Origin of the sequence: Peptoniphilus lacrimalis DSM 7455, from assembly GCF_000378725.1 — a bacterium.
Classification (GTDB): Bacteria; Bacillota; Clostridia; order Tissierellales; family Peptoniphilaceae; genus Peptoniphilus_A; species Peptoniphilus_A lacrimalis.
This window is the reverse complement of the sequence record NZ_KB900370.1, coordinates 67642-92644: the sequence shown is the minus strand read 5'-3', so window position 1 is coordinate 92644 and position 25003 is coordinate 67642. Positions and strand designations below refer to the sequence as shown.

At 29.9% G+C, this 25003-nt stretch carries 25 protein-coding genes; 3 read left to right on the top strand and 22 right to left on the bottom strand.

Going from position 1 to position 25003, the window contains the following annotated elements; genetic code table 11:
- Positions 1-77: 77 nt before the first annotated feature.
- From F594_RS0104405 to F594_RS0104340, 14 genes are all read right to left on the bottom strand, one after another.
- Positions 78-1310, bottom strand: a complete 1233-nt coding sequence (locus tag F594_RS0104405; RefSeq protein ID WP_019034687.1) for an aminopeptidase — start codon at positions 1308-1310, stop codon at positions 78-80.
- A gap of 138 nt (positions 1311-1448) precedes the next feature.
- Entirely contained in the window at positions 1449-2741 is a 1293-nt protein-coding gene (locus F594_RS0104400; protein WP_019034686.1) for an AI-2E family transporter, read from the bottom strand.
- Entirely contained in the window at positions 2741-3862 is a 1122-nt protein-coding gene (locus F594_RS0104395) for a cysteine desulfurase family protein (protein ID WP_019034685.1), read from the bottom strand. The genes F594_RS0104400 and F594_RS0104395 overlap by 1 nt, the downstream gene beginning before the upstream one ends.
- A 19-nt stretch (positions 3863-3881) precedes the next feature.
- Positions 3882-4277 (bottom strand): RrF2 family transcriptional regulator, encoded by a 396-nt coding sequence (locus F594_RS0104390; protein WP_019034684.1) that lies wholly within the window; start codon positions 4275-4277, stop codon positions 3882-3884.
- A gap of 10 nt (positions 4278-4287) precedes the next feature.
- On the bottom strand, positions 4288-4740 hold the full coding sequence (sufU, locus tag F594_RS0104385) for a Fe-S cluster assembly sulfur transfer protein SufU (protein WP_019034683.1): 453 nt from the start codon (positions 4738-4740) through the stop codon (positions 4288-4290).
- Positions 4730-5971 (bottom strand): cysteine desulfurase, encoded by a 1242-nt coding sequence (locus F594_RS0104380; RefSeq protein WP_019034682.1) that lies wholly within the window; start codon positions 5969-5971, stop codon positions 4730-4732. The genes sufU and F594_RS0104380 overlap by 11 nt, the downstream gene beginning before the upstream one ends.
- Positions 5972-7018, bottom strand: coding sequence for a SufB/SufD family protein (locus F594_RS0104375; RefSeq protein WP_004825221.1), 1047 nt, complete (start codon positions 7016-7018; stop codon positions 5972-5974). It abuts the gene before it with no gap.
- Positions 7019-7026: 8 nt separating this feature from the next.
- Complete coding sequence (gene sufB, locus F594_RS0104370) at positions 7027-8439, bottom strand: Fe-S cluster assembly protein SufB (RefSeq protein ID WP_004825256.1); 1413 nt, start codon at positions 8437-8439, stop codon at positions 7027-7029.
- Positions 8432-9190, bottom strand: a complete 759-nt coding sequence (gene sufC / locus F594_RS0104365; protein ID WP_009344885.1) for a Fe-S cluster assembly ATPase SufC — start codon at positions 9188-9190, stop codon at positions 8432-8434. The genes sufB and sufC overlap by 8 nt, the downstream gene beginning before the upstream one ends.
- A 330-nt stretch (positions 9191-9520) precedes the next feature.
- A complete protein-coding gene (locus F594_RS0104360) occupies positions 9521-9874 on the bottom strand; it encodes a cupin domain-containing protein (RefSeq protein ID WP_009345054.1) in 354 nt (117 codons plus the stop codon).
- Between the two features lie 6 nt (positions 9875-9880).
- Complete coding sequence (locus F594_RS0104355; protein WP_019034681.1) at positions 9881-11161, bottom strand: TRAP transporter large permease; 1281 nt, start codon at positions 11159-11161, stop codon at positions 9881-9883.
- Positions 11158-11628, bottom strand: a complete 471-nt coding sequence (locus F594_RS0104350) for a TRAP transporter small permease (protein WP_019034680.1) — start codon at positions 11626-11628, stop codon at positions 11158-11160. Before F594_RS0104350 ends, F594_RS0104355 begins: the two co-directional genes overlap by 4 nt.
- A 9-nt stretch (positions 11629-11637) precedes the next feature.
- A complete protein-coding gene (locus tag F594_RS0104345) occupies positions 11638-12645 on the bottom strand; it encodes a TRAP transporter substrate-binding protein (RefSeq protein WP_009345049.1) in 1008 nt (335 codons plus the stop codon).
- A gap of 52 nt (positions 12646-12697) precedes the next feature.
- Positions 12698-13897 (bottom strand): pyridoxal phosphate-dependent aminotransferase, encoded by a 1200-nt coding sequence (locus F594_RS0104340; protein ID WP_019034679.1) that lies wholly within the window; start codon positions 13895-13897, stop codon positions 12698-12700.
- Positions 13898-14158: 261 nt separating this feature from the next.
- On the opposite strand from F594_RS0104340, the gene F594_RS0104335 reads away from it, so the two are divergent.
- Positions 14159-14848: a GntR family transcriptional regulator gene (locus tag F594_RS0104335; protein ID WP_019034678.1), complete on the top strand. Its 690-nt coding sequence runs from the start codon at positions 14159-14161 to the stop codon at positions 14846-14848.
- A 143-nt stretch (positions 14849-14991) separates the two neighbouring features.
- On the opposite strand, the gene F594_RS0104330 is transcribed toward F594_RS0104335, so the two are convergent.
- Genes F594_RS0104330 through ychF form a run of 5 tightly spaced genes read right to left on the bottom strand, consistent with a single transcriptional unit; the run spans position 14992 to position 18730 of the window.
- The gene (locus F594_RS0104330) at positions 14992-15345 is read right to left on the bottom strand and encodes a YraN family protein (RefSeq protein ID WP_019034677.1); all 354 of its coding nucleotides are present in this window, start codon (positions 15343-15345) and stop codon (positions 14992-14994) included.
- On the bottom strand, positions 15345-15962 hold the full coding sequence (locus F594_RS09210; protein WP_019034676.1) for a ribonuclease HII: 618 nt from the start codon (positions 15960-15962) through the stop codon (positions 15345-15347). Before F594_RS09210 ends, F594_RS0104330 begins: the two co-directional genes overlap by 1 nt.
- The gene (gene ylqF / locus F594_RS0104320; RefSeq protein WP_019034675.1) at positions 15959-16792 is read right to left on the bottom strand and encodes a ribosome biogenesis GTPase YlqF; all 834 of its coding nucleotides are present in this window, start codon (positions 16790-16792) and stop codon (positions 15959-15961) included. The genes F594_RS09210 and ylqF overlap by 4 nt, the downstream gene beginning before the upstream one ends.
- Before the next feature lie 4 nt (positions 16793-16796).
- Positions 16797-17615, bottom strand: coding sequence for an HAD-IIB family hydrolase (locus F594_RS0104315; protein ID WP_019034674.1), 819 nt, complete (start codon positions 17613-17615; stop codon positions 16797-16799).
- A gap of 20 nt (positions 17616-17635) precedes the next feature.
- Positions 17636-18730, bottom strand: a complete 1095-nt coding sequence (ychF, locus tag F594_RS0104310) for a redox-regulated ATPase YchF (RefSeq protein WP_019034673.1) — start codon at positions 18728-18730, stop codon at positions 17636-17638.
- Between the two features lie 272 nt (positions 18731-19002).
- Here ychF and F594_RS0104305 point away from each other — a divergent pair, with 272 nt between their 5' ends.
- Positions 19003-20220, top strand: a complete 1218-nt coding sequence (locus F594_RS0104305; RefSeq protein ID WP_019034672.1) for an ATP-binding cassette domain-containing protein — start codon at positions 19003-19005, stop codon at positions 20218-20220.
- A complete protein-coding gene (locus tag F594_RS0104300) occupies positions 20217-21056 on the top strand; it encodes an ABC transporter permease subunit (RefSeq protein WP_019034671.1) in 840 nt (279 codons plus the stop codon). The genes F594_RS0104305 and F594_RS0104300 overlap by 4 nt, the downstream gene beginning before the upstream one ends.
- A gap of 137 nt (positions 21057-21193) precedes the next feature.
- Here the strand turns inward: F594_RS0104300 and F594_RS0104295 are convergent, their stop codons facing one another.
- From F594_RS0104295 to F594_RS0104285, 3 genes are all read right to left on the bottom strand, one after another.
- A complete protein-coding gene (locus tag F594_RS0104295; protein ID WP_019034670.1) occupies positions 21194-22021 on the bottom strand; it encodes an exodeoxyribonuclease III in 828 nt (275 codons plus the stop codon).
- 275 nt (positions 22022-22296) lie between these two features.
- The gene (locus tag F594_RS0104290; RefSeq protein WP_019034669.1) at positions 22297-23628 is read right to left on the bottom strand and encodes an aspartate aminotransferase family protein; all 1332 of its coding nucleotides are present in this window, start codon (positions 23626-23628) and stop codon (positions 22297-22299) included.
- Positions 23629-23671: 43 nt separating this feature from the next.
- Positions 23672-25003: an APC family permease gene (locus F594_RS0104285; protein WP_019034668.1), complete on the bottom strand. Its 1332-nt coding sequence runs from the start codon at positions 25001-25003 to the stop codon at positions 23672-23674.

The window sequence follows — 25003 nt, the reverse complement described above, 5'->3', positions numbered from 1 at the left end:
ACCCCATATTTTTGATATCATAATGATATCATTTTTATATGAGCTGGTCAATAGAAATTTATTAAATTTTTAATTTTTTATATGGCAAAATTTCCATTTTCAAAAATTTTTACAATGGTTCCGTCCCATCTTTGACCAGTTATTTGTGTGCTTTCATCTCCTACCATAAAATCAACATGGACAATTGAATCATTTATGCCATATTTATCATAATCTTTTTCGTCAATATTTTCTCCACCTTTAAGGCAAGTTGGGTATGCCTTGCCCAAGGCAAAATGGCATGAGGCATTTTCATCGTAGAGGGTATTAAGAAATAAAATATTTCTCTTAGATATTGGAGAGTCATATGGAACTAGGGCAACTTCTCCTAATCTATCAGAATCTTTTGCACTGCTAAGAATATTTTTTAATTCATCAAGTCCAACTTCAGCATCAAAATCAATAACTTTACCGTCTTTAAATCTTAAATAAAACTTATCAATTATAACGCCACTGTGATTTAGAGGTTTAGTGTTATATACTATGCCATTTACTCCATACTTATGAGGTAGGGAAAAAACTTCTTCACTTGGCACATTGGCTACAAAATCTTCTCCAAAAGAATTTTTTTCCTCTGATCCAACAAAGATATAGCCCTTGGGCAGTTCAACAATTAAGTCTGTACCTTTTTTTGACTTATAATGAAGGTATCTAAAATTATTTTTATTTAAAAACTCAGCATATTTATCCAAATTTTCTATATGTTTATTCATAGACTCAACTGGGTCATCATCGAATAATCTCACTGTATAAAATATTTCTTCCCATAATTTTAATTTTGCCTCATCCTCGTCTAAATCAGGAAAAACTTTTGCTGCCCAAGCCTTTGTGGCAGCCCCTATTACACACCATGAAGTATAATTTGACATCAATTTTTCGGAAAAATCTTTGAAGGCAATCCCATTTGCAACATTTGCTGCCTTAATCTTTGAAGAATCAATCCCTTTAAAAAGTTCAGGATTTCCCCCAGTAATAGATAGATATTTTGCTTTTTTATTTATAAAATAATTTTCTTTTTCTATTAGAAATTCAGGAACTTGACTTAAAGTTTCCTCACTTTCATAAGTATATTTTAGCTTGGTAATATTTTCATCACTATAATCTACTTGAACTTTTTTAGCACCTTCTTCATAAGCCTTCTTTACAAGATTTTCAGTAAGCGAAGATGCTTCTATAGGGCTTCTTATCACAAGAATATCGCCAGCTTTTATCTTTAAAGCACATTTAATCACTAAATCTGCATATTTATCAAACATTTTTTCTAAATTCATCATCTCACCTCTAAATTATTATAACAAAAAAGCTTCAAAATATAGTGCTTACACCATAAATTTGAAGCTTTTACTAATCTTTAAATAAAATTTTATAGTTCTCTACTAAAATTATTTCAATTTGAAGTTAATATAAAACTATTCTACTTTATTTTCATTGTATTTTAATTTGAAAAAATCTAGCAAAATTAAAATTATTGAAACCAAAGGAACGGAAACCACCATTCCCCAAATACCAAATATTCCTCCTCCAATTATTATGGAAATTAAAACAGCTAAAGGATTTAAACCTGTTGAATCTCCTATAAGTTTTGGAGCTAATATATTATTTTCTGCCCATTGTATAAGGATGAATAAAATTGAAACCCAAAGAGCCTTTAAAGGTGCATCCATAAATGCAAATAAGACAGCCGGCACAAATCCTAAAAATGGACCTATATAGGGAATAATATCTGCTATACAAGTTATCATTCCAATTACTATGGCAAAATCAACTCTTAAAATCAATAGATATATCATAGTCAAAAATCCAACAAATAATGCAAGCAAGAGCCTTCCCCTAATAAATTGTTGCAAAGATGTATTGATTCTTACTGCCAAATAATTAACATCATCTCGATATTTGTTGGGGATAGATTTTTTAAAAGATTTTAAATACTTTTCTTTTCCGATGGAAAAATAAAAGGAGAAAATTAAAACCAAAACTATTTTTAATGTTGATGTAACAAGACCATATAATTTTACTACTACACTTCTTAAAGAATCTAGGGCAGATTTTTGCACGTTGTCTAAAATATTTGTTATTGCATTAGAAAAAGAATTGAACATATTTGTCAAAGGATCTTGCGTATTTGTCACAAGCTTTGCAGATTTACTAACACCATCAGTAGTGCCACTAAGCATATTTAAAAATGATGGTGGTAAATTTATATTGTAGTCTTCAGCAAGCTTATAAAAAAACTTAGTAAATCCTCTAGACATGGAGTCTATCATTGGTGGCAGAGATGCCAACAAATTTGTAATTTCTGTTATAGTTTTAGGTATCACTGTTACCAATAGTATTGCAAAAACTATTAATGTTGTTATATATACAATAATTACTCCAAAAGGTCTTTTTATGCCCTTTCTTTCTAAAAAATTTACTATAGGGTCAATAACATAGGCAAAAATTATTCCTATTATAAGAGACCATAGAGTATAGCCTAATATTGTATATTTTTCAAAAATTATAGTTACTAAATACAAGATGACTATAGCTATAAATATTTTTATGATAAGTTTTAAATCTATTTTTATTCTCTTATCACCCTCAATAAATCTATTTCCAATATTTATTAGATAATAAATCATCAGCGACAAAAGTAAAATAGAAAGAGTAACTATAGCATAGACAACAAATCTTCCTGTATTTCCTGAAATTTGTTCTATCATTAAACCACCACTTTAAATTTATTAACAGCTTCTTTTATAATTTCAAAGACATAATCCACTTCATCTTTAGTATTATTATAATTAATAGTAAGTCTTAGAGGATTATTTGCCTCTTCTTGAGATTTTCCCATAGCCAAAAGTACATGGGAGGGTTTCAAAGAACCTGCAGTACAGGCAGAGCCTTGAGAAGCACAAATACCATGCAAGTCAAGAAATGGTAAAAGAACTTGTTTTTGTAGGTTAGAAAAAGAAATATTAATATTTCCACAAAGCCTATTTTGACGAGAACCATTTAATTTAACTCCCGGAAGGCTCAAAAGTTTTTCTATAAAATAATCTCTTAATTTTTCTGTGTATTTTTTTCTCTCTTCCAAATTATTTACTGCGTCTTCTACTGCTAAACCAAGTCCTACAATAGAAGCTACATTTTCTGTTGATGCTCTTTTTCTTCTTTCTTGCTCACCACCATGGATAAAAGATGATATTTCAAAACCATCTCTAACATATAAAATACCAACTCCCTTGGGAGCTCCAATTTTATGTCCTGAAAAACTCATCATATCAACATTTTTATCTGATAAGTCTATTTCTAATGAGCCAAGAGCCTGAACAGCATCCACATGAATAGGCACATCTTTATCATTACATATTTTTATAATTTCATCAATAGGTTCAATAGTTCCAACTTCATTATTTGCATACATTATTGAAACAAGATTTGTATCTTCTGTTATTTTTTCTTGTAATTCTTCTAAATTTACAAAACCTTCCCCATCAACAGAAATATAATCAACTTTATTTCCCCAAGATTCAATGAATTTGCAGGAATTAATTACTGCTTCATGCTCAATTTTTGAAGTTATTATATGATTTATTTTATTATTTTTTAAACTTCCCTTTAAAGCCCAATTATCAGATTCAGAACCTCCAGACGTGAAGTATATTTCCTTTGACTGAACATTTAAAGCTTTAGCTATTATTTCCCTTGAATTTTCAATTGCCGCCTTTGATTTTTGTCCCAGGGAATAAATGCTTGAAGCATTGCCATAATTTTCCTTTAGATAAGGAAGCATTGCGTCAAGCACTTTATCTTTTATCTTAGTTGTAGCGGCATTATCCATATAAATAATAATAATCGCCTCACATATCAGCTAGAGTTAAGGAATCCATGACTTCTTCCATTCTGCTCTGTAATTCTTTTAATATGTCCTTTGTTGGACACCCATTAATTTTTGCACATTCCAATCTTTTATTTGTATCACAACAAGAAAGTTTTATATCTCCTTCGAGTGCATTAATTATATCTCCAATATGAATTTCATTAGGAGCTTTGGCAAGCTCATAGCCTCCTCCTGCTCCTCTTACAGAAATAACTAAACCTTTCTTTTTAAGAAGGGCAAATAACTGCTCCAAATATGCTTCCGATAAATTTTCAATATCTGCAATATCTTTTAAAGACATTGGACCCTTGCCAGAATTTTGACTCAATCTATACATAGCCATAAGTCCATATCTGCCTTTAGTTGATAGTTTCATTTTTCCCTCCTCAAGGTGTAAAACTACCTTCCCTCTTGTCATTTTCTAAAATATCTTTTAAAGTGTACCAAGAAAGCACTGCACATTTAACTCTTGCTGGCATATTCCTTATATTTATAAAGGCTATGCCATCTCCCAAATCTTCGAGTTCTTCCTCATCTCTAATTTGTCCTTTTATCATGCCAATAAATTTTTTACTAAGTTCTATGGCTTCTTCAACCTTTAGACCCTTAACTGTATCGCACATAATAGAAGTTGATGCTTGTGAAATTGCACACCCTTGACCTGTATATGAAATATCTTTAATTATTCCATCTTCAACATCTAATTGTAAAGTTATTTCATCACCACAGCTAGGATTATGTCCAAGTTCTTTATGAGTTGCATGATCCAAATCTCTTCTGTTTCTCTTATTTTTTGATTGTTCGAGAACCATTTGAGTATAAATTTGATTAAGATTCAATTCCCAACATCCTCCTTACGTCTTCTAAATGTTCAATAAAATAATCTACTTCTTCAACTGTATTATAAATAGCAAATGATGCCCTTACTGAAAAATTGCAACCTAAAAATCTATGCAACACTTGGGCACAATGATGACCACTTCTTACTCCAATTCCATAGTTATCTATGATAGATGCCACATCATGAGGGTGAGCTTGTTTGAAATTAAAAGATATAACAGGAGCTCTATTTTCATCAGGTGTAGTATATACATCTAGATAATTAAGTTTTGAAATTTTTTCGTAACAATATTTTGTAAGATATTTTTCGTATTCATCAATTTTTTCAAGACCAATGCTTTCTACATAATTTATTGCAGATGCTAAAGAAACTGCTCCCTCAACATTTTGAGTTCCAGCTTCAAACCTTTGTGGCGATTTCAAAAATGTTGATTTATCTTCATAAACATACTCAATCATATCTCCACCACTAAGGAATGGACTAAGAGAATTTAAAAGTTCTTCTTTACCATATAATACACCTATGCCTGTAGCAGAATACATTTTATGACCTGAAAAAGCAAGAAAATCACAATCCAAATCACATACATCAATTTTGTGATGAGGCACATATTGAGCTCCATCAGAAATAATTACAGCATCTGAATTTTTTCTAACATATTTTATTATTTTTTTTGCATCAGGTACAGTACCTAATACATTTGAAGCAAGAGTGCAAGAAAATATTTTGGTGTTTTTATTAACCTTATTTTCAATTTCTTCAAAAGGAATTTGCCCATCTTTATCAACGTAAAGATATTTTAAAATTGCTCCAGTCTTTTTAGCGACCATTTGCCATGGCACTAAATTTGAATGATGTTCCATAATAGAAATTAAAATTTCATCACCTTTTTTTAAATTATTAAGCCCATAAGAATAAGCTAATAAATTTAAGGCTTCTGTTGCATTTCTTACAAAAACTATTTCATTTGGACTTTTTGCATTTATAAATTTTCTTACAGTTTCCCTAGCTCCCTCGTAAACTTCAGTAGATTTCATAGCGAGGTAATGTGCACCTCTGTGAGGATTGCCATTTTCTCCCCTATAAAATTTTGCGATATTATCTATAATGACTTGGGGTTTTTGAGTAGTGGCAGCATTGTCCAAATAAACAATATTTTTCCCGTTTACTTTTAAATTTAAAAAAGGATAATCTTTTCTAATATCTAAAATTTCTTCCCTTGATAACATTTATTTCACCAAAATCTTTCTAACTGATTGCCAAACTTCTTCTTCAAGCTCTTCATTATCCAATAAATCTATGGCTTGAGAAAACTTAGATTCAATAATCAAAGCTTCAGCTTCATCATAAGAAAATCCTCTTGACATAATATAAAATAAAATTTGAGGGTCAATCTTTCCTGATGAAGAAGCGTGATTTCCTTCTACATCATCTTCATGACATAACATAAGGGGAACAGAAATTGAATGAACATCATCAGAAAGAAGGACTGCAAACTCTCCTTCGCTTCCAACGGCATCATTACATCCTTCCAAGAAGTCAAGGTTTGACTTGAAATTTTTATAAGCCTTATCCTTTAAAGCACCATTAACCAAAATACTGCTTGTAGTTTTTTCTCCCTTATGAGTCATTTCATAAAATAGATTAAGTTCTTCCTCTCCTTGACCAAAATAAACTGAATTTACATGAGCTTCTGATTTTTTACCATCTAAAAGGCATTTGTAATTTGTATAAAGTTTGCCACATCCCAATTGGTATTGGCACAAATTAACTTTTGCATTTTCGTGAGCAAAAATTCCAATTGATTCAAGAGATTTTGCTTCTGAGCCTTCTCTTTGAATCACAAATAGAGAAACTTCCGTATCCTTTTCAGCTAAAATTCTTATAAGAGTATTTCTAAATTTTTCCTTTTTTCCTTCAGAATAATAATCTAAGAAAACTTTAATTTTTGAACCTTCATGAGCAATAATATCTTGCACATCAACTAGATTAGGATTATCATCATCAGTTTTAAAGTAGCAAGGATTATAAACTATATCTTCGCCCTTAATAGTTTCATAAATTCTATATAAATTCATATCTTCTTTCACAAGATCTAAGGCTTCTTGTGAAATACCATATTTTAAATTATCAAATTCCTTTAAATGTCTAACATACTTTTCAGAAGATTCCATTGGAATAAGGTCCTTACCAATTTTTGGCACTTGAATTTCACAATCATTAACCTTCATCCATGAAAAAGTCTTAAAAGAAAGTTCATTACCTTTTATTTTCATCTTTTCACCTACCCAATTGAACCCACAAGTTCCAAGTTAATTAAATTATTCATTTCAACAGCATATTCCATAGGAAGTTCTTTAGCAACAGGTTCAGCAAACCCCCTCACTACTAACTGTTTAGCATCTTCTTCTGAAAGTCCCCTAGTCATGAGATAAAATATAACTTGATCAGAAATTTTTCCAATCTTAGCTTCGTGTCCAACATCCACTTCACTATTTTTCAAACGTATTGTAGGAATTGTATCTGAACGTGAATCTTCATCAAGCATAAGTGATTCACAAGAAGTAGTATTTTTAGAATTTTTAGCATCTTCCGAAAATTCTACCAATCCCCTATAAACAGCAATTCCACCATTTTTTGAAATTGATTTAGTATCTATAAATGAATTTGTATTGGGAGCTAAATGAACAACTTGAGCTCCTGTATCAAGATTTTGACCAGCACCAGCAAAAGAAATACCAGTAAATTCGCTAGTAGACCCTTCTCCTTTCAAAACAGAAGTCGGATACAACATAGAAACCTTTGAGCCAAAAGAACCGGAGATCCATTGGATTTTTCCATTCTTTTCAACTATTGCCCTCTTAGTGTTTAAGTTATACATATTTCTAGACCAGTTTTCAATTGTTGAATATCTCAAAGTAGAATTTTCAGCCACAAAAAGTTCAACAGCACCAGCATGAAGATTTACAACATTATATCTAGGGGCAGAACAGCCTTCAATAAAATGGCAGTAAGAATTTTTTTCCAAAATAATCAAAGTGTGTTCAAATTGACCAGCTCCTGGTGCGTTCAATCTAAAATAGGATTGAAGGGGAATATCGACATTGACTCCCTCAGGCACATAAACAAAAGAGCCCCCACTCCAAACTGCATAATGAAGAGCTGCATACCTATGAAGTTCAGGTTTTATACAAGTACCAAAATATTTTTTAACAATCTCTGGATATTCTCTTAAACCCGATTCAAAATCAGTATAAATAACTCCTTGATCCCTCAAATACTTTTGGATTGAATGGTAAACAACTTCGCTATCATACTGAGCACCTACTCCAGATAAAAATTGTTTCTTTTCAGCCTCAGGTATACCTAATTTATCAAAAGTATTTCTTATATCTTCAGGCAAATCCTCCCAAGAAGTAGAAAGATCAGCCTTAGGTCTTATATAAGTTGTGATATCTTCAATATTAACATCACTAAGATCAGGCCCCCAAACAGGATTTTTAGAATTATTAAAAATTTCAAGAGCTTTTAACCTGTAATCAAGCATCCACTTAGGTTCATTTTTTTCTTCTGAAATCTCTCTTACAATTTCTTCATTAAGACCCTTACTCGTTTTATATCTATATTCAAAAGCATTTTTAATATCATAAATGCCCCTGTCCATATCTTCAACATAAGTTCTTTCTTTCTTAGTCATCTATTTCAGCTCCATTTTTAATCCAACCAAAACCTTCATTTTCAATTTTGCCAACTAAAGAAGCATCACCTTTTTTTACAAAACGACCGTTCACTAAAATATGAACAAAATCGGGAACAATATTTCTCACAAGTTCTTGGTGGTGAGTAATAATCAAAACCGCATTATCTTTATTTAAAAACTTTTCAATTCCAGAAGCTACGATTCTTGTAGCATCAACATCAAGACCAGAATCTGTTTCATCAAGAATAGCAAGCTTTGGGTTGAGCATAAGCATTTGCAAAATCTCGCTCTTTTTCCTTTCCCCACCTGAAAAACCAACATTCAAATATCTTTCAGCATAAGATTCATTCATAGATAATTCTTTCATTTCAGCCTTTAAATCCTTTTGGAATTTAATAATAGGAATATTTTTATCTTCCTTATTCATCTTAGCTGTCCTTATGAAGTTTTCTACAGAAATTCCTGGAACTTCCTCAGGACTTTGAAAGGACATAAATAACCCCTTATTTGCCCTCTTGTCAGTAGAAAGTTCAGAAATGTCCTCTCCCTCTAAATAAATTTTCCCACTATTTACTGTATAAACCGGATTAGCCATAATTACATTTGCAAGTGTTGATTTGCCGGAACCATTAGGTCCCATAATTACATGCACTTCTCCACTATTAATTGTAAGACTAATATCTTTTAAAATTTCTTTATCATCTACACCGGCACTTAAATTCTCAATTCTTAATAATTCTTTAGCCATAAATCCTCCCATATTTTCAAAATATTATGATTTATAAAAAATAATTCATAGTGTTTTACTCTGATTTACATTTTATATAATACCACATTTTTTAATAATTTAATATATTTTTCATAATTTTAAAAAATTTCTATAAAATTTTATAAAAAATAGCCAAAACTTTTGACAACATAAATTAAAATATAAACGAACTTTGAAAAAACAACTTATATGAAAACAAGCCTTGACATAAGCCAAGACTTGTTTAAGGAAAATTATTAAACTATTTTTGTTCTTTATTAAATTCGTTTATTCATACTTTAATTTTTCTATTGTGTACTTTATTTTATCTTAACTTTGCTTATATTCCTTAAAAACTACTGCAAGAAATTTTAATTTTCTATGCTTTGACGTATTCTTTAATCCATGACCTTCGCCATCGAAAATAATACAATAATCTCCATTAGACACATTTGTTGAATTATCTTTTTCTACAAAAATGCCTTCTCCATCCAAAATATAATATAGCTCTCCGTCTCCTTTGTGCATATGATATCCTATTTCTGAATTAGGTTCTAATTCCATCTCTGCAATCATTGTAACACCATTAAATATTTCTTTGTCTGTTATATAAGATCCTGACAAAAATCCTCTTCCATTTCTTGGATTTTCAAAAATTAAGTTTTTATTTCTTTTTAATATCATGATAACCTACTTAACAGCATTTACTAAAAAAGTCGATAAATCTGGAATAAATATTATAAGGAATACAGCTACAGCAACTATTAGCATAACATGAATTAGATAAGGTAAAGTATCCTCTATACCCATATTTTTATCTGTGATACTGCATCCACATATCGTTGATAGTCCCACAGGTGGTGTAACATTTGCTAATGCAAAGTTCATAATTAAAACCATACCAAAATGTATAGGATTAATATTATACTGCATAGCTATTGGCATAAATATAGGTGCTAATAATATAATTAATGATGTTACTTCTGTTAAACAACCTAATACAAGTAATATTCCTGATACAATTAGCAAAAATTGAGTCTGTGTATTTGCATACTTTAAAAAGAATCCAGTTATTAATTCCGGTATCTTTGCAATAGTTAATAACCAAGCAAAAGAATTACATATTGCTATAACTATAAGAATTATTGCTGAAGTTATCGCAGAATCTATCATTACAAATTTCAATCTTTCCCAAGTCAATTCTCCGTAAAAAGCAGATAAAATTAAACCGTATAATACTGCAACTACTGCTACTTCAGTTGAAGTCATCCAACCGCTAAATATACCCCCTAATATGATTACTGGTGTCATTAAAGGAAAAAAACCATCTTTAAAAATTTCAAATAACTCCTTACTAGAAATCTTTTCTTTATTTATTATTCCAAAACCTCTTTTTTTTGAAATATAGCTTGCATAAATTGATAACATTGCAGCTAATGCTATTCCTGGTATAAATCCTGCTAAAAATAAATCACCTATAGAAATATTAGCTGTAATACCTAATATAACCATCGTTATACTGGGGGGTATTATTAGCCCTAAAACTCCTGAAGGTCCAATAATACTTGCTATAAAAGAATTTGAATATCCTTGTTTTTTCATTTCTGGTACCATGACAGAACCTACGGCAAAAGTAGTTGCTGCAGTTGAACCTGAAACTGCACCAAATAATGCACAAGTAACTATAGAAGTTACCGCTAATCCTCCTGTCACTTTACCAACTAAAGCATTCGCTAAGTTCATTAATCTCTTTGTAAGTCCGCCTTCGCCCATAATATTTCCTGCTAATATAAATAAGGGCAAAGCTAACAATGAGAAAGAATTAACACCTGCAAACATCCTTTGTACCATCATTTCTAAAGAAATTCCTTTAAGTGCTAGCATACCTGAAGTAACAACACCCATTGAAAATGCTATCGGAATTCCTAGAAATAATAATGTAAAAAATCCTATTAGTATTCCTAATATCATAATTTTTCTCCTTTTTTAAAGCTAAAAAATTTCGTCACTAAAATATACAATGTCATAAGTGAAGTAATCGGTAATACAGAATATACTAAACCCATTGGCCACTGCATTGTTGGGGACAATACATGCATAGTTTTAGAAGACAATTTAAAACCGTAAATCGTTATTATTAAGTAGAAAATTATAATAACAAGCTCTCCAAACAATACAATAAATTTGTTGATATTACCCTTAGTTAGGTCTACAAAAAAACTTACCGATAAATGTCTATCTTCAGATAGTGCAACGGAACATCCTGCAAAAGTTAACCATATTAAGAAAAATCTAGCAAGCTCCTCACACCATGGAAGAGATATTTTAAAAGCTCTTGACATAACTTGTAGAGCTACAATAAATGTTAACCCAACTATGCAGAAGAAGCATATAACTTTTAATATTGTTAATAAACTATTTTTTATTTTTAATACCACAAAATCACCTTACCAGCCAGATGCTTCGTTATAAATTTTCATTAATTCGTCACCAAAAGTGGCACTCCATTCTTCATATACAGGTAACATAGCTTTTCTAAATGCTTCTTTATCTACATTGTCATTTATCTCCATACCCTTTGAGCGTAATGTTTCAATATATGAATTATGATCTTTATCATTCGCATCTTTAATTTTTTCTGATAATTCATTCATACAATCCAAAATTATTTTACGATCATCTTCATTAATTTTTTCCCAAGTATCTTTATTTACAACTACCATTGCCTGATTATAAAAATGATCAGTTATAGATAAATATTTTTGTACTTCATTAAAATTAGCAGCTACGATATTTGCAAGAGGATTTTCTTGAGAATCTACAACTCCTTGTTGCAAAGCGCCATATAACTCTGAAAAAGCAAGCATTGTAGGAAGGGCTCCTAATTTCTCAAATGCATCAACACGAAGTTTATTTTGTGCAACTCTTATTTTCATTCCCTTTAAGTCTTCTGGTTTAACAATTGGTCTTTTATTATTAGTTATTTCTCTGTAGCCCCACTCTATAAATCCAATTTTTTGCAATCCATAGTTTTCCATTAATTTTCCTAGATAATCACCAAATTCACCATCAAAAGCATTTCTTGCGTGATCAATATCTTTCCACATATATGGTAAATCTTCAATTGCCATTTTTGGCTCAATTGCCTGCATTGAACCTGTCATTATTGCACCTGCATCTAATGATCCTAGTTGAATTTGTTCTAACATATCTGTTTCAGAACCTAATTGAGAATTTGGAAAATCTTCAATTTTAACTCTTCCCTCAGTTTCTTCACCAACTTTAACTGCAAATTCATGAATTAGGTTAGTAGCATTTGTTCCTTCAGACATTGCGTGACCTAATTTTAATTCAATAGCACCAGCACTACCCTTACTTGATTCATTCTTTTTGCCACATGCCATAAGTGATATTAACATAGTAAAAATCATTATATAAAGTAAATTTTTTTTCATTAGAAATCCTCCTTAAATATATTATTTATGTACCAAAATTTAATTGGCCATTTTAATAATTGGTTCTATTTGGATAGCTTACAAGAGCTTTTTCTAATATTTCCATGGCTCTTTTTAATTTATCCTCTTCTAAAACATAGGCTATTCTCACTTCTTTAGTTCCCAAGCCTTCACTTGCATAAAATCCCTCAATAGGTGAAAGCATTACAACTTCTCCATTATCTTCAAAGTTTTCAAGCATCCATATCAAAAACTTTTCAGCATTATCCACGGGAAGTTTTGCACATATATAAAATGCTCCCTCTGGCTTTTGACAAACTATACCTTCCATTTTACTCAATAATCCGTAAACTAAATCTCTTCTCTTTCTATATTCATTATTCACCTCCTTAAAATATTCTTTTGGTGTCTTATAAAGTTCAATCGCTCCTTCCTGATCCAATGTTGGTGGACATATTCTTGATTGACACAGTTTAATAACATTATTAATGAAATCTTTATTTTTTGATGCTATATTGCCAATCCTAGCTCCACATGCACTATATCTTTTTGAAATACTATCTACTATTATTACATGGTCTTTAATTTTTTCTACTTGTGCGAAACTTGTGTATTCCAAGCCTTCATAAACAAATTCCCTATAAACCTCATCAGAAATTAAAAATAAATCGTTTTCTAAGACAATATCACTAATCATATTTACTTCTTCGTCTGTATAAACAGTTCCTGTTGGATTATTAGGATGATTCATAAGTATTCCTTTTGTATCTTTATCTATGAGTGCTTCAATAGTTTTTTTGTCAGGTAGATGATATCCATTTTCTGGAGATGTTGTTATTGCCTTAATCTCTATATTTAATTCTTTTGCAATTGTATTGTAGTCAGTATATAAAGGCTCAACTGCTAAAACTTTATCTCCTGGGTCGCAAATGGAAATCAGAGAAAATAACAAAGCTTCGCTTCCTCCTATTGTTATAAGTATTTCATCCCAATCGAAATCAATCCCTTTTTCTTTATAATATTTACTTATTACTTTTCTGAGTTTAGGGTTTCCGTTATTAGCACCATATGCCAAAACTTCGGGTTTGAAATTTTTAATTGCGTCAAAAAAACCTTCAGGTGTTTTTATGTCTGGTTGCCCAACATACAACTCAATAATCTTTTTACCTTTTTCTTTAGCTTTTTCTATGTAAGGAGTTAACTTCCTTGTTCCTGAAAAAGGCATATCATAAATTCTATTAGATAATTTCATTATATCCCCCTGTTATTTTATGTATACTTTTTTTAGTTTATATATTTTGTGCTTATTAGCATAATAAGGCTTTTTTTATTGTTTGTCAACTGTTTTCCTATATATTTATATGTATACATTAATTCGGCTTCTATAAAATATATATTATAATTTTTATATTTTAAAACTACACAACTTAATAATTTAGATTCTTGTAATTTCAACACTTAGATTATATAATTAAAGAAAATAAAATAATTTTAATAATTGGGGTGTTTATTTATGAGCAGGCAAAGTGATTATACAAAAAATATATCATATCAAGTTTATTTAAGCCTAAAAGATAAAATTATGACTATTGAATATAAACCAGGAGATATATTAAAAGAGGTAGAGATTTCAGAAGAATTTAAGCTTAGTCGCACCCCTATCCGTGCTGCAATCCAAGAATTGAAAAATGAAGGCTTTATAGAGTTTAATAATAGAAATATAGTAACTCCTATGAGCCTAAATGATTATATTAAAATTTTTCAAATTAGAGAAAATTTGGAGTTATTATCAGTAAAACTTGCTACTTTAAATTGTAATGAAGAAAATATTTTAGCTCTTGAAGAAAACTGTGAATTACAAAAAAAATCTTTATACAAAAAAAGTTACCAACCTTTAAAGTTTTTAAATTTAGACAGACAGTTTCACCTTTCAATGGCAAAAATTAGTGGGAACAATTTTTTGGTTGAAGAGTTGAAAAGGTTTTATGACCTTTTTTATAGATACAATTATATTTGCGGATTTGAAAATAGAAAAGATTATGCTATTGTTGAACATGAGAATCTGATTTCTATGATTAAAAATGGTAATATAGCCTTAGCAGAAAAGCAAATGAAAGACCATATGGCAAATGTAAACTCCCTTATAATTATGTCGCTTCCTTGTAAATTAAATAATCTCTCTTCTGATTCTAATAATGATTAAAAAATATCTCTGGGACTGTAATTTTCCAAGAGATATTTTAATCTTTTTATAATTTCTTCAATAGTATAAAATTATTTCTGAAATTTTTTATTATTTAAAAATAAAAATTTTATTTTATAAATTTTAGAATGAAGTTTTTATTTTTAGCTTAATATAAAGGCATTTTCTATATGGTTTATCCTTTTCTCGTTTATATATACTTCAATCACATCAAAGCGAACTTGTGTATTATAAAGCTCATGTTTGTATATGTAAACATTAGCTGTTTGAATTATATTTCTCATTTTAAATTCAGTTACTGCCTCATAGGCTTCTCCAAATTTATGGTTTCTTCTTGTTTTTACTTCTACAAAGACAAGTTCTTCTCCATCTTTTGCAATGATATCAATTTCTGTCCCCAAGGCTCTATAGTTTCTGTCTAATATTATATAATTCTTTTTTTGTAAAAAGTCTGTGGCTAAGCTTTCGCCAAAGTTTCCTAATTCTTTATTATTCATTACCATTTTTTTAAATTATTCATAAAACTTTTCCTGTGCATGGGGCTTGGTCCATAAGCTTTTAAGGCTTCTCTGTGAAATTTTGTCCCATAGCCCTTGTGTTTTTCTATACCATAGCCTGGATAGATTGTTGCCCATTTATCGCAAAGTGAATCTCTGTAGACTTTTGCAATTATTGATGCGCAAGCTATTGAGTAACAATTCTCATCTCCTTTAATTATGGAATGTTGAAATATTGTTGTTTCAATATTTTCCGCATCTATAAGGACTAAATCAGGTACCACAAGATTTCCTTGAGAATCTCTCAGATTTTCTATGGCTCTAACCATAGATAGATGTGTTGCCATTTTTATATTTAACTTGTCTATGGTTTTAGCATCTGCTCTTCCGATACCTACGGCAATGGAATCTTCAAGAATTTTATTATAAAGTTCCTTTCTTTTTTTTGCAGTTAATTTTTTTGAATCATTTACACCTTCAATATTGGAATCTTCTTTCATAATAATAGCACAGGATAAAACATCTCCAAAAAGGCTGCCTCTTCCTACTTCATCAATTCCTGCAATTAATTTACTTCCCTTTTTTCTATAGTCTTTTTCATAGGCTGTGAAAGTCATATATCCTCCAAAGTTATTCTTCCTAAAATGCCTTTTCTAAATTCATCAAGAAGTATACTTGAAACTTTTTCATAATTTATCAAGGCGCCTCTTAGTAAAGCTCCTCTTTTTTTGCCAATGTCCTCCATTATTTCAATAGGCTTTTTTTCTGTATCAACACCATATCTTGACTTTAAAATATTTTTATCAATACTATTTAATCTTTCAATTAATTTCAAGCCTAAAGTTTCTCTGTCCATAATTTCATCTTTAATGGCTCCTGTAAAAGCTAAATTAATTCCAACATTTTCCGGAAATTTATGCCATAAAACTCCAGGTGTATCTAAAAAATGAAGATTTTTATTTAGTCTAATCCATTGATTTGTTTTTGTTATGCCTGGTGTATTTCCTGTTTTGGCAGATTTTCTCCCACTTATGCCGTTAATAAAAGTTGACTTGCCTGAATTTGGGATTCCTACAACCATCGCCTTTAAAGCTCCGTGATTTATTCCCTTGTCCTTAAATTTTTTTATTTCTTCTGCCATAAGTTCCATAGAAGCTTTTATAACTGCGTTAACATTTGGCTTTGTGGCATTATATTTAAGAACGTTTATATCCCTACTTTTATAGTGAGAAATCCACTTACTGGTCATATTTTCATCGCAAAGGTCTGATTTATTAAAAATAATAAGTTTCTTTTTACCTTTTATTACTTCATTTAATAGAGGATTAGAGGAAGAAAAAGGAATTCTTGCATCAATAATTTCTATGCAAAAATCTGTTATGAGTTTTTTCCTTTCAATATCCTCTATTGTTTTTTTCATATGGCCTGGATACCAATTAATATTCATATAATCACCACAATACTTCTTTTAAAATTTCTATAGCTCCGTTATTATTGTTGTCTTTTTTGGAAATAAGTTTAGCTACATCTTTTACATCTGATATTGCATTTATCATCGCAATTCCTAAACCGCAATTTTTAATGATATTTTTGTCGTTAGAATCATCTCCAATTGCTACAACATCTTTTAAATCAATATTTTTACTTTTGCAATAAAACTTAAGCCCCTCAAACTTATCTCCATTTTTTTGCAAAACTTCAAGCATATATTCGGCTCTTGTTTGCATAGCCATAAGATGAATATTAAATTTATCAGATATATTGCTGTTAAAAACATCTCTCAATTTAAATAAATCTTCATTTTTTCCTGTAAAAACTATAGATAAAACATCTAAAGATACATCATCAATTGATTTGAATGTAGCGGTTCTTTTGCTAAACCTACTTATATATTCATCATCAATAAACCTTTTACCATCATCTTGATAAATTACATCAACATCCTTATTGCCACTAACATGTAAAAGGAGATTGCAAGACTTATCCTTATCTAAATTATAAACTTCCTTTAAATCTTCATGAGAAATGGGATTTACATACAAAGTTTTAGAATCCATTGAATTTCTAATTAAGTTCCCATTATTGCAGATTAAATCTATGTCTACATCACCAACAAATCTTTTTGCTGTCGTATATTCTCTACCAGTTGCCACAATAGGAATAATGCCCCTATCCCTGCAACCACTTACAAAATCCTTAAAATCTTTAGGCATTTTTTTATCCGTAGTTAACAAAGTTTCATCTAAATCCATAGAAACTAATTTGAACATCTTTTTTCTCCTTTATTTAATTAAACATTAAACTTAAATACGCAAACATCCCCATCTTGCATAATATAATCTTTACCCTCACTTCTTATAAGACCTTTTTCCCTTGCAGCAGCCATAGAACCTTGACTTACTAAGTCTTCATAAGAAATAATATCAGCCTTTATAAAGCCTCTTTCCATATCTGTATGAATTTTACCAGCTGCTCCTGGTGCTTTAGTTCCTTTTTTAATTGTCCAAGCACGAGATTCCATTTCTCCTGTAGTCAAAAATGAAATAAGTCCCAAAAGTTTATAAGATGATTTTATTAATTTATCAAGTCCTGATTCATCAAGACCCAAGTCTTTCAAAAATAACTGCTTTTCATCTTCAGATAGTTCAGAAATTTCTGATTCAATTTCACAAGATATAACAACAGTTTCATCATTTGATTTTTCGGCCATTTCTTTTACTTTTTTAACCATTTCATTATCTTGACCATTATTATGGGCATCTTCTTCTGAAACATTAGCAACATAAATTACAGGTTTTAATGTCAGAAGAGCAAAATTTTTAATAATTTTTTCTTCTTCATCAGATAATTCTAAAGATCTCGCAGGCTTACCTTCTTCAAGAACTTTTTTAACTTTTAATAGAAGTTCAAGTTCAGGTTTTAAACTTTTATCAGCCTTAGCTTGTTTTTCCAGTCTTGCTAACCTTTTATCAATTTGTTCCAAGTCTGAAAAAACTAATTCCAAATTTATATTTTCAATATCACGAACAGGGTCTACTTTCCCATCAACATGGATGACATTTTCATTTTCAAAACATCTGACAACATGAACAATTGCATCAACTTCTCTTATATTTGACAAAAATTGGTTACCAAGACCTTCTCCCTTGCTGGCACCCTTAACAAGTCCAGCTATATCATAAAATTCTATATTTGTATAAACTATTCTTCCTGATTTTGAAATATCTGATAAAACTTTTAATCTTTCATCAGGAACATTTACAACTCCAATATTAGGCTCAATAGTTGCAAAAGGATAATTTGCAGCCTCAGCCCCAGCCTGTGTTAAGGCATTAAATAAAGTTGACTTTCCTACATTGGGAAGCCCAACTATACCAAGTTTCATATAATCACTCCTTGACCAAAATAATTATATCATAAATAAAGTTACTATAAATCTTTTAATTTTATTTATAAAAACTCTAAAATTTTAATTATATTTATTGAGCTTTTCATTTTTTATTTATCTTATTATATTCATACATTAAATAAAGCTAAATATATTTATAATAAAAAACTTATAATACCTCTATTTTACAATATAAATTATTAATTGTCTTTAAATTGAAAACATTATAATGTATAATTAAACTAATAAATACAAAAGAGGTGAACAATTTGAGTGCCATTTTAATAGATAATTTAACCAAAAGAAGCAGACGTGAAACTCTTTTAGATAACTTAAATTTAGAAGTTCTTGATGGAGAATTTTACACTCTTCTAGGCACAAAGGACTCTGGTAAAGAAACTCTAACAAAGATTCTAATGGGCTTTTTGAAAGCAAATAGTGGACAAGCTCTTATTTATGATATGGATACATTTAAAGAATCTAAGGAAATCAAAGAAAGTGTAAGTTTTGTTAGTAAAGAGATATTTTTACCAGACAATATGAGGGCTATGAGCGTCTTTAAAAAAACTCTAGCTAGCCACAATTTAAAAAGTACGGAAGATATTGATTTATTAGCAAAGTACTTCGATTTCGACCCAAGATATAAATTTGGAGAAATGAATGAAAGAGAGAGAAAATTATTACAGATAATAAATGCCTTAATTATAAGACCTAGACTTATTATTTTAGACGACCCGACAAATAGTCTTAATGCAGATGATAAGGACTTATTATTCAGCCATTTAGTAAATATTAACAGGGGCGAAGGTACTACTGTTTTTCTTTTAACTGATTCTTTAATTGAAGCAAAAAAATATTCAAAAAGAATAGCTTATATGTATAAGGGTCAAATTAAAGATGTGGAATTTAATAATGAAAAAACCACTTATGATAAGATTTTAAAGATTGATAATTACAGAGGAAATTTATCATATTTTACACAAGCTGGTGCAAGACTTATTAAAGATTCAGATGCACAAACCATTCTTTACTATGATGGTGATTTAACTAAACTTTCCGAAGTCATTTATGATGAAAGACTTGAAAATTATACTTTGGAAAATGCCAATTTAGAAGATAAACTCTGTGCATATTATGAAGATGCAAAATTTAAAGAAATAAGAAAAAAAGATAATATAAAGAAAACAGATTTCACTGAAAGTAAAGATATTTCTGTAAATACAAATATTCCTCAAGAAAATATTGACAATGACAATACATTTATAAAAGAAGATCCTATAGAAAATAATATAGATGCTGAGAATAATCAAAACAATAAAAGCGAAGAAATTTTTTCAACATCTGAAAATGCCAATGATGATTTTCAAAACACAAATATTATTTTAGGTGATAAGAATGACACTTCTAGTGCCTCAAACCAAGACACAATAGTTATAAAAAAAGGTAAAGAAATCGACCTTTCTGACAAGAAGGAGGATCAAGAATGATATTTTCAATGGAATTTAAAAATAACTTTGCAAAACTTATTGCATGGGCAATAGTTATAATAATATTAACAGGTCTTATGATTGCATTTTTCCCTCTTCTTGTAGAGCCTCAAATGACAAGTATAGTTGAATCTCTACTAAATTCTTTAAGCTCAGCTCCAAAATCAATATTAGGATTTGAAGAAGGTTTTGATATAACAAGCATTGCTGAATATTTATCTTTAGTTTTCCATTATATAGGAATTCTTATCTATATATTTGCAATGCAAATAGGTGCAAATTCTTTATCAAAAGAACAAGGAAGCGGAAATATTTCATATATTTACTCAAACCCAATTTCTAAATCAGATATAGTTACTGGAAAACTTTGTGCCAATACAATAGTTTATATAATATTTTTAGCTATAATAGGAATTGCTACATTTGGTTTATTATGTGCAGTTAAAACTCTTGGAATTAACCAAGAATATATTTCCAATTTTACAACTTTTGACATTATTGAAAGCATTGTTAGAATATTTATCGGACTCTTCGCTGGTGGACTTGTCTTTATGTCAATAGGATTTTTATTTTCAAGTTTTTCACAAAGCTCAATCCATGCCGATGCAGTCAGCACATTATTTATATTACTTGTTATACTATTTACAATAATAGGAAAAGTTGTGGGCGGAAGTCTTTTGACACTTGCAAGCTTTTTGCCTTTGGAAGCTTTTAAACCCTACTCTTTTATTTCAGCAAATATAAATATTGCAGCTTTAGGAATAAATTTAGTATTATTTATAGTATTTATAATACTAACTTATCTAGTGTATAATTCAAAAGAGCTTAAATATTAATTTTTTTAATTATTAAGGGACAGTCCTAAAGGACAGTCCCCTTTTTTGTGTCAATATTTAAAAAAAACCAAATATTTTTATTTTTAATTGTTAAGGAATAGTCTAAGGGCAGTCCCCTTCGTGCAAAGACCATATTTTTATAAATCAATTTCCAAAATTATCGGTGTATGGTCCTGTCTTTGTCCAGAATCCATCATATGGGATTTTTTCACCTTATCTTTTATCCTCTGACTTACAAGAAAATAATCAATTCTCCAACCAGAATTATTAATTTTAGAAGTCTTTATCCTTTGAGCCCACCAAGTATATTTACCTTCAACATCTCCATTAATCAGCCTAAAAGTATCAACAAATCCTCCATCTAAAAGATTAGTAAATCCCATCCTTTCTTCATCTGTAAAACCAGCAGAAAAATGATTGTTGTTAGGATTAGCAAGATCTATTTCCTTATGAGCTACGTTGAAATCTCCACACAAAACTAATGGTTTATTTTTATCAAGCTCTTGACAATATTCTAAATATTTTTTATCCCAAACTTGCCTATCAGAAAGTCTTTTTAAACCATCTCCAGCGTTTGGAGTGTAAACTGTTGAGAAATAAAAATCTTTAAACTCTAAAGTAAGGATCCTTCCCTCCATATCCATTGAGCCTGGGGCTCCAATTTCAGGATAAGTAGCTTTACATTCCAAATCTTTTTTATAAAAAATCATAGTTCCCGCATAAGATTTTCTTGCTTCTTCTTTGGATGTAACATAAACATATGAATAATTTTGAAATTCCTTTTCCAAAATTTCCTTGTGCTTTTTTGACAATCCTGTAGGTGGCAGTTTAGTTTCCTGAACAGCAAATAAATCAGGATCTTCATCTCTAATAGAAGAAAGAATAGCCCTTGTTAAAATTGCCCTATTTGATGAACTCGTCAAAGCGGCATTTAATGAATCTATGTTCCATGAAATAAATTTCATTATATTAAAACTCCTTTGTAATATAAAATTATGAATATAATAAATATTATACACTATATTCCTAATTAAATTCATAAACTTTTATAGATAAATATATCCGAATAAAAAAGCAGGTTGTTAGCCTGCTCTTTTATATTAGGAGAAACATTATAAGTCATCTCCGCTAGCCTTAGATTAAATAATTAATTAAAGCTTATTTCATTATGGAAAATAACGACTGATTAAAATAATTTATTTTCAACTTTTTAATATAGATATATATTTTAAAATTTTTCTTATAAAGCCCATCCACAGAAATTTTCTAGTTTTGAAGCATCAAAATCTCCCTTAATGCACTCATATATTGCACTTTCTAATATAGATACAGCCTCATAAATTTCTTCCTTATTAATTATTAGAGGCGGAGTTATTTCAAGTACATTAGAAAATATTCCTACAGGATATAAAATAAGACCCTTTTCATAACAGTTGTAAGAAATCATTGCAGCTAATTTAGCATCAGGAATTTTACTTTTTTTATCTTTTACTATTTCAATGCCTACAACAAGACCTCTACCTCTCACATCTCCTATTTGATCAAATTTTTTAAGCAAATCATTTAGAGATTCCATTAAAATTCTTCCCATTTCACTGGAGTTTTCTACTAATTTTTCTTCATTTATAACCAGGATTGTTGCAATCGAAGCTCTAGCAGAAATCGGACTTCCCGAAGTTGTAAATAAATGTAGTCCTTCTTCTTTATCAAGAATTTCTCTTCTACCAACAACTGCACTTAATGGCAAACCTGATGCTATGGATTTACCCATTACAACTGCATCAGGAATTATTTTTTGTTTTTCATAACTGAAAAAATATCCTGTTCTACCAAATCCAATTTTAACTTCATCAATTATAAGAAATATTCCATTTTTCTTTAAAATATTATATAAATTTTCTAAATATCCATAAGGCATTGGAACTACACCACCATCACATTGTATGGTTTCAGCAATTAAAGCTCCTATACTATCAGGCGAATATGCCAGATTTAATAAATAATCTTTAATAAATTTTAAGCATTCCCTCTCACAACTTTTTTCTTCTTTTGAAAATGGACATCTGTAACAATATGGATATGGAATTTTTATAACATTTGAAGCATAAGATTTTTTTTGCATAGGATGTCCTGACATAGAATAAGATCCTATGGATTGCCCATGATATGACCCTGTAAAAGAAATAATCTTATTTTTTTTATTATCAACTGAAATAGCTTTATAAATCATCTCATTAGCATCTGAACCCGATAATCCAAACCATACCTTTTTTTTAAAATTTCCAGGTGTTAGTTTTTTTAGTTTTTCTGCTAAAATTATGCTTTCTTCATTTATAATAGTTATAGTTGAAACAAAGGATAATTTTTCAAGCTGATTTTTTATTGCATAATTCACTTTTGGGTGGGAATAACCTGTATTTACTACTCCCCAATTTGAAGAAAAATCAATATATCTTTTATCCTTTATGTCATAGATATATATTCCTTCACCCCTATCTGCAACTAGAGGATTAAATCGCAGTTTCATTATGTCTGATATTGAGCATTCGTCTCTTTTATAAAAATTATCCATTTGCTCCTCCTATAAAAATAGAAATATATTTTTTTCCTAAAATCTAAATATCTTTAAATTTTTTATTTTTTACATATAGATAATATATAATCAGAATTGTAAGCCATAAGACTCCTATCAACAGCTGGATTATTTCACTTGAATAAGAAGTCCACATAATCATTAAAGCTCCTATAATTCCAACGACTGGAAATAATGGGAATAAAGGTTGAACCCATCCATTTTCTTTAATCTCACTATAAAATAATTTTCTATATTTTATAGCTGCAAATAAAGCAATCGTCCATGATATACACCAAGCAAATACTACTTGATTACTTAAAGAAGAATATATATATTCTGCTCCGAAACTTGCTAAAATAATTAATATGCATGATATTATCCAAACAACTACAATTGCAAATACAGGGGTATGATATTTCTTATGAAGTTTTTTAAATGCTTTGGGTAATAACCCTTCCTGAGCTTCTTCATAAAAAATTCTTGATGAAGCAAAAATTGTCCCTCCAAGTATAGTTGTTGCTGCAGCAATTAGACCTGCTAAATTTATAAGTTTTCCTCCTAAACTTCCAAACACAACTTCTGCTGCTACTGTGAATGGTGATACTTTTAATGATATTTGTTCTGGGGTTAGAACACCGATAGCTACAAATTGAGCCAAGGTATAAACTATAAGAAATGTTAAACTTGACCACAATAAAGCTTTTGGCATGTGCCTAGGATCTTTACATTCTCCCCCTGCTGTACAGAGTGTTATTGCACCCATATAAGCATATGTTCCTATGGGGATTGCTTTAAGCATTCCTCCAAAACCATTAGTATAGAAAGGTTTATATGCGTCAAAGCTTACATAAGGAAGTCCAAATATACCCAATGCCAACATGAATGCCATTAATATTAAAACAAGTCCCAGTTGAACCTTAGCTGCAAGTCCTACTCCTAAAATATTTAAAATAGCAAAAATACTTACCCATAAAATGGCAAATATCATACTCCAAAGTTGTAAATCCAAGTTTGGAAAGTAATAGCAAGTCATTATACCACAAGCAAGTCCAGTCGAACCTCCTGTTATTACCCATCCAATAGCAAAAGTCATTGAACTAATAAATCCAGCACCTTTTCCAAAAATCCTTTCAACCCAAACTGCCATAGCTCCTGCATTAGGCATACAAACTGAAAATTCTCCCAGTGCTACCATCATGCACATCTGTATAATCCCTGCTATAATAAATCCTAAAAGAGCACTTGGACCAGCTATATCTATTCCTTCTCCAATAAGAAGAAAAATTCCATCTCCAACAACAGAACCTACACCTATTGCCCAAATTGCCCAAAACCCTAATTTTTTTTCAAGCTTTACTTCTTTTTGTTCCAT

Coding starts and splice junctions, on each gene's coding strand:
- F594_RS0104405 (WP_019034687.1), bottom strand. CDS start 1,310: ATGAATTTAGAAAAAATGTTTGATAAATATGCAGATTTAGTGATTAAA.
- F594_RS0104400 (WP_019034686.1), bottom strand. CDS start 2,741: ATGATAGAACAAATTTCAGGAAATACAGGAAGATTTGTTGTCTATGCT.
- F594_RS0104395 (WP_019034685.1), bottom strand. CDS start 3,862: ATGGATAATGCCGCTACAACTAAGATAAAAGATAAAGTGCTTGACGCA.
- F594_RS0104390 (WP_019034684.1), bottom strand. CDS start 4,277: ATGAAACTATCAACTAAAGGCAGATATGGACTTATGGCTATGTATAGA.
- F594_RS0104380 (WP_019034682.1), bottom strand. CDS start 5,971: ATGTTATCAAGGGAAGAAATTTTAGATATTAGAAAAGATTATCCTTTT.
- F594_RS0104375 (WP_004825221.1), bottom strand. CDS start 7,018: ATGAAAATAAAAGGTAATGAACTTTCTTTTAAGACTTTTTCATGGATG.
- sufB (WP_004825256.1), bottom strand. CDS start 8,439: ATGACTAAGAAAGAAAGAACTTATGTTGAAGATATGGACAGGGGCATT.
- sufC (WP_009344885.1), bottom strand. CDS start 9,190: ATGGCTAAAGAATTATTAAGAATTGAGAATTTAAGTGCCGGTGTAGAT.
- F594_RS0104360 (WP_009345054.1), bottom strand. CDS start 9,874: ATGATATTAAAAAGAAATAAAAACTTAATTTTTGAAAATCCAAGAAAT.
- F594_RS0104355 (WP_019034681.1), bottom strand. CDS start 11,161: ATGATATTAGGAATACTAATAGGATTTTTTACATTATTATTTCTAGGA.
- F594_RS0104345 (WP_009345049.1), bottom strand. CDS start 12,645: ATGAAAAAAAATTTACTTTATATAATGATTTTTACTATGTTAATATCA.
- F594_RS0104340 (WP_019034679.1), bottom strand. CDS start 13,897: ATGAAATTATCTAATAGAATTTATGATATGCCTTTTTCAGGAACAAGG.
- F594_RS0104335 (WP_019034678.1), top strand. CDS start 14,159: ATGAGCAGGCAAAGTGATTATACAAAAAATATATCATATCAAGTTTAT.
- F594_RS0104330 (WP_019034677.1), bottom strand. CDS start 15,345: ATGAATAATAAAGAATTAGGAAACTTTGGCGAAAGCTTAGCCACAGAC.
- F594_RS09210 (WP_019034676.1), bottom strand. CDS start 15,962: ATGACTTTCACAGCCTATGAAAAAGACTATAGAAAAAAGGGAAGTAAA.
- ylqF (WP_019034675.1), bottom strand. CDS start 16,792: ATGAATATTAATTGGTATCCAGGCCATATGAAAAAAACAATAGAGGAT.
- F594_RS0104315 (WP_019034674.1), bottom strand. CDS start 17,615: ATGTTCAAATTAGTTTCTATGGATTTAGATGAAACTTTGTTAACTACG.
- ychF (WP_019034673.1), bottom strand. CDS start 18,730: ATGAAACTTGGTATAGTTGGGCTTCCCAATGTAGGAAAGTCAACTTTA.
- F594_RS0104300 (WP_019034671.1), top strand. CDS start 20,217: ATGATATTTTCAATGGAATTTAAAAATAACTTTGCAAAACTTATTGCA.
- F594_RS0104295 (WP_019034670.1), bottom strand. CDS start 22,021: ATGAAATTTATTTCATGGAACATAGATTCATTAAATGCCGCTTTGACG.
- F594_RS0104290 (WP_019034669.1), bottom strand. CDS start 23,628: ATGGATAATTTTTATAAAAGAGACGAATGCTCAATATCAGACATAATG.
- F594_RS0104285 (WP_019034668.1), bottom strand. CDS start 25,003: ATGGAACAAAAAGAAGTAAAGCTTGAAAAAAAATTAGGGTTTTGGGCA.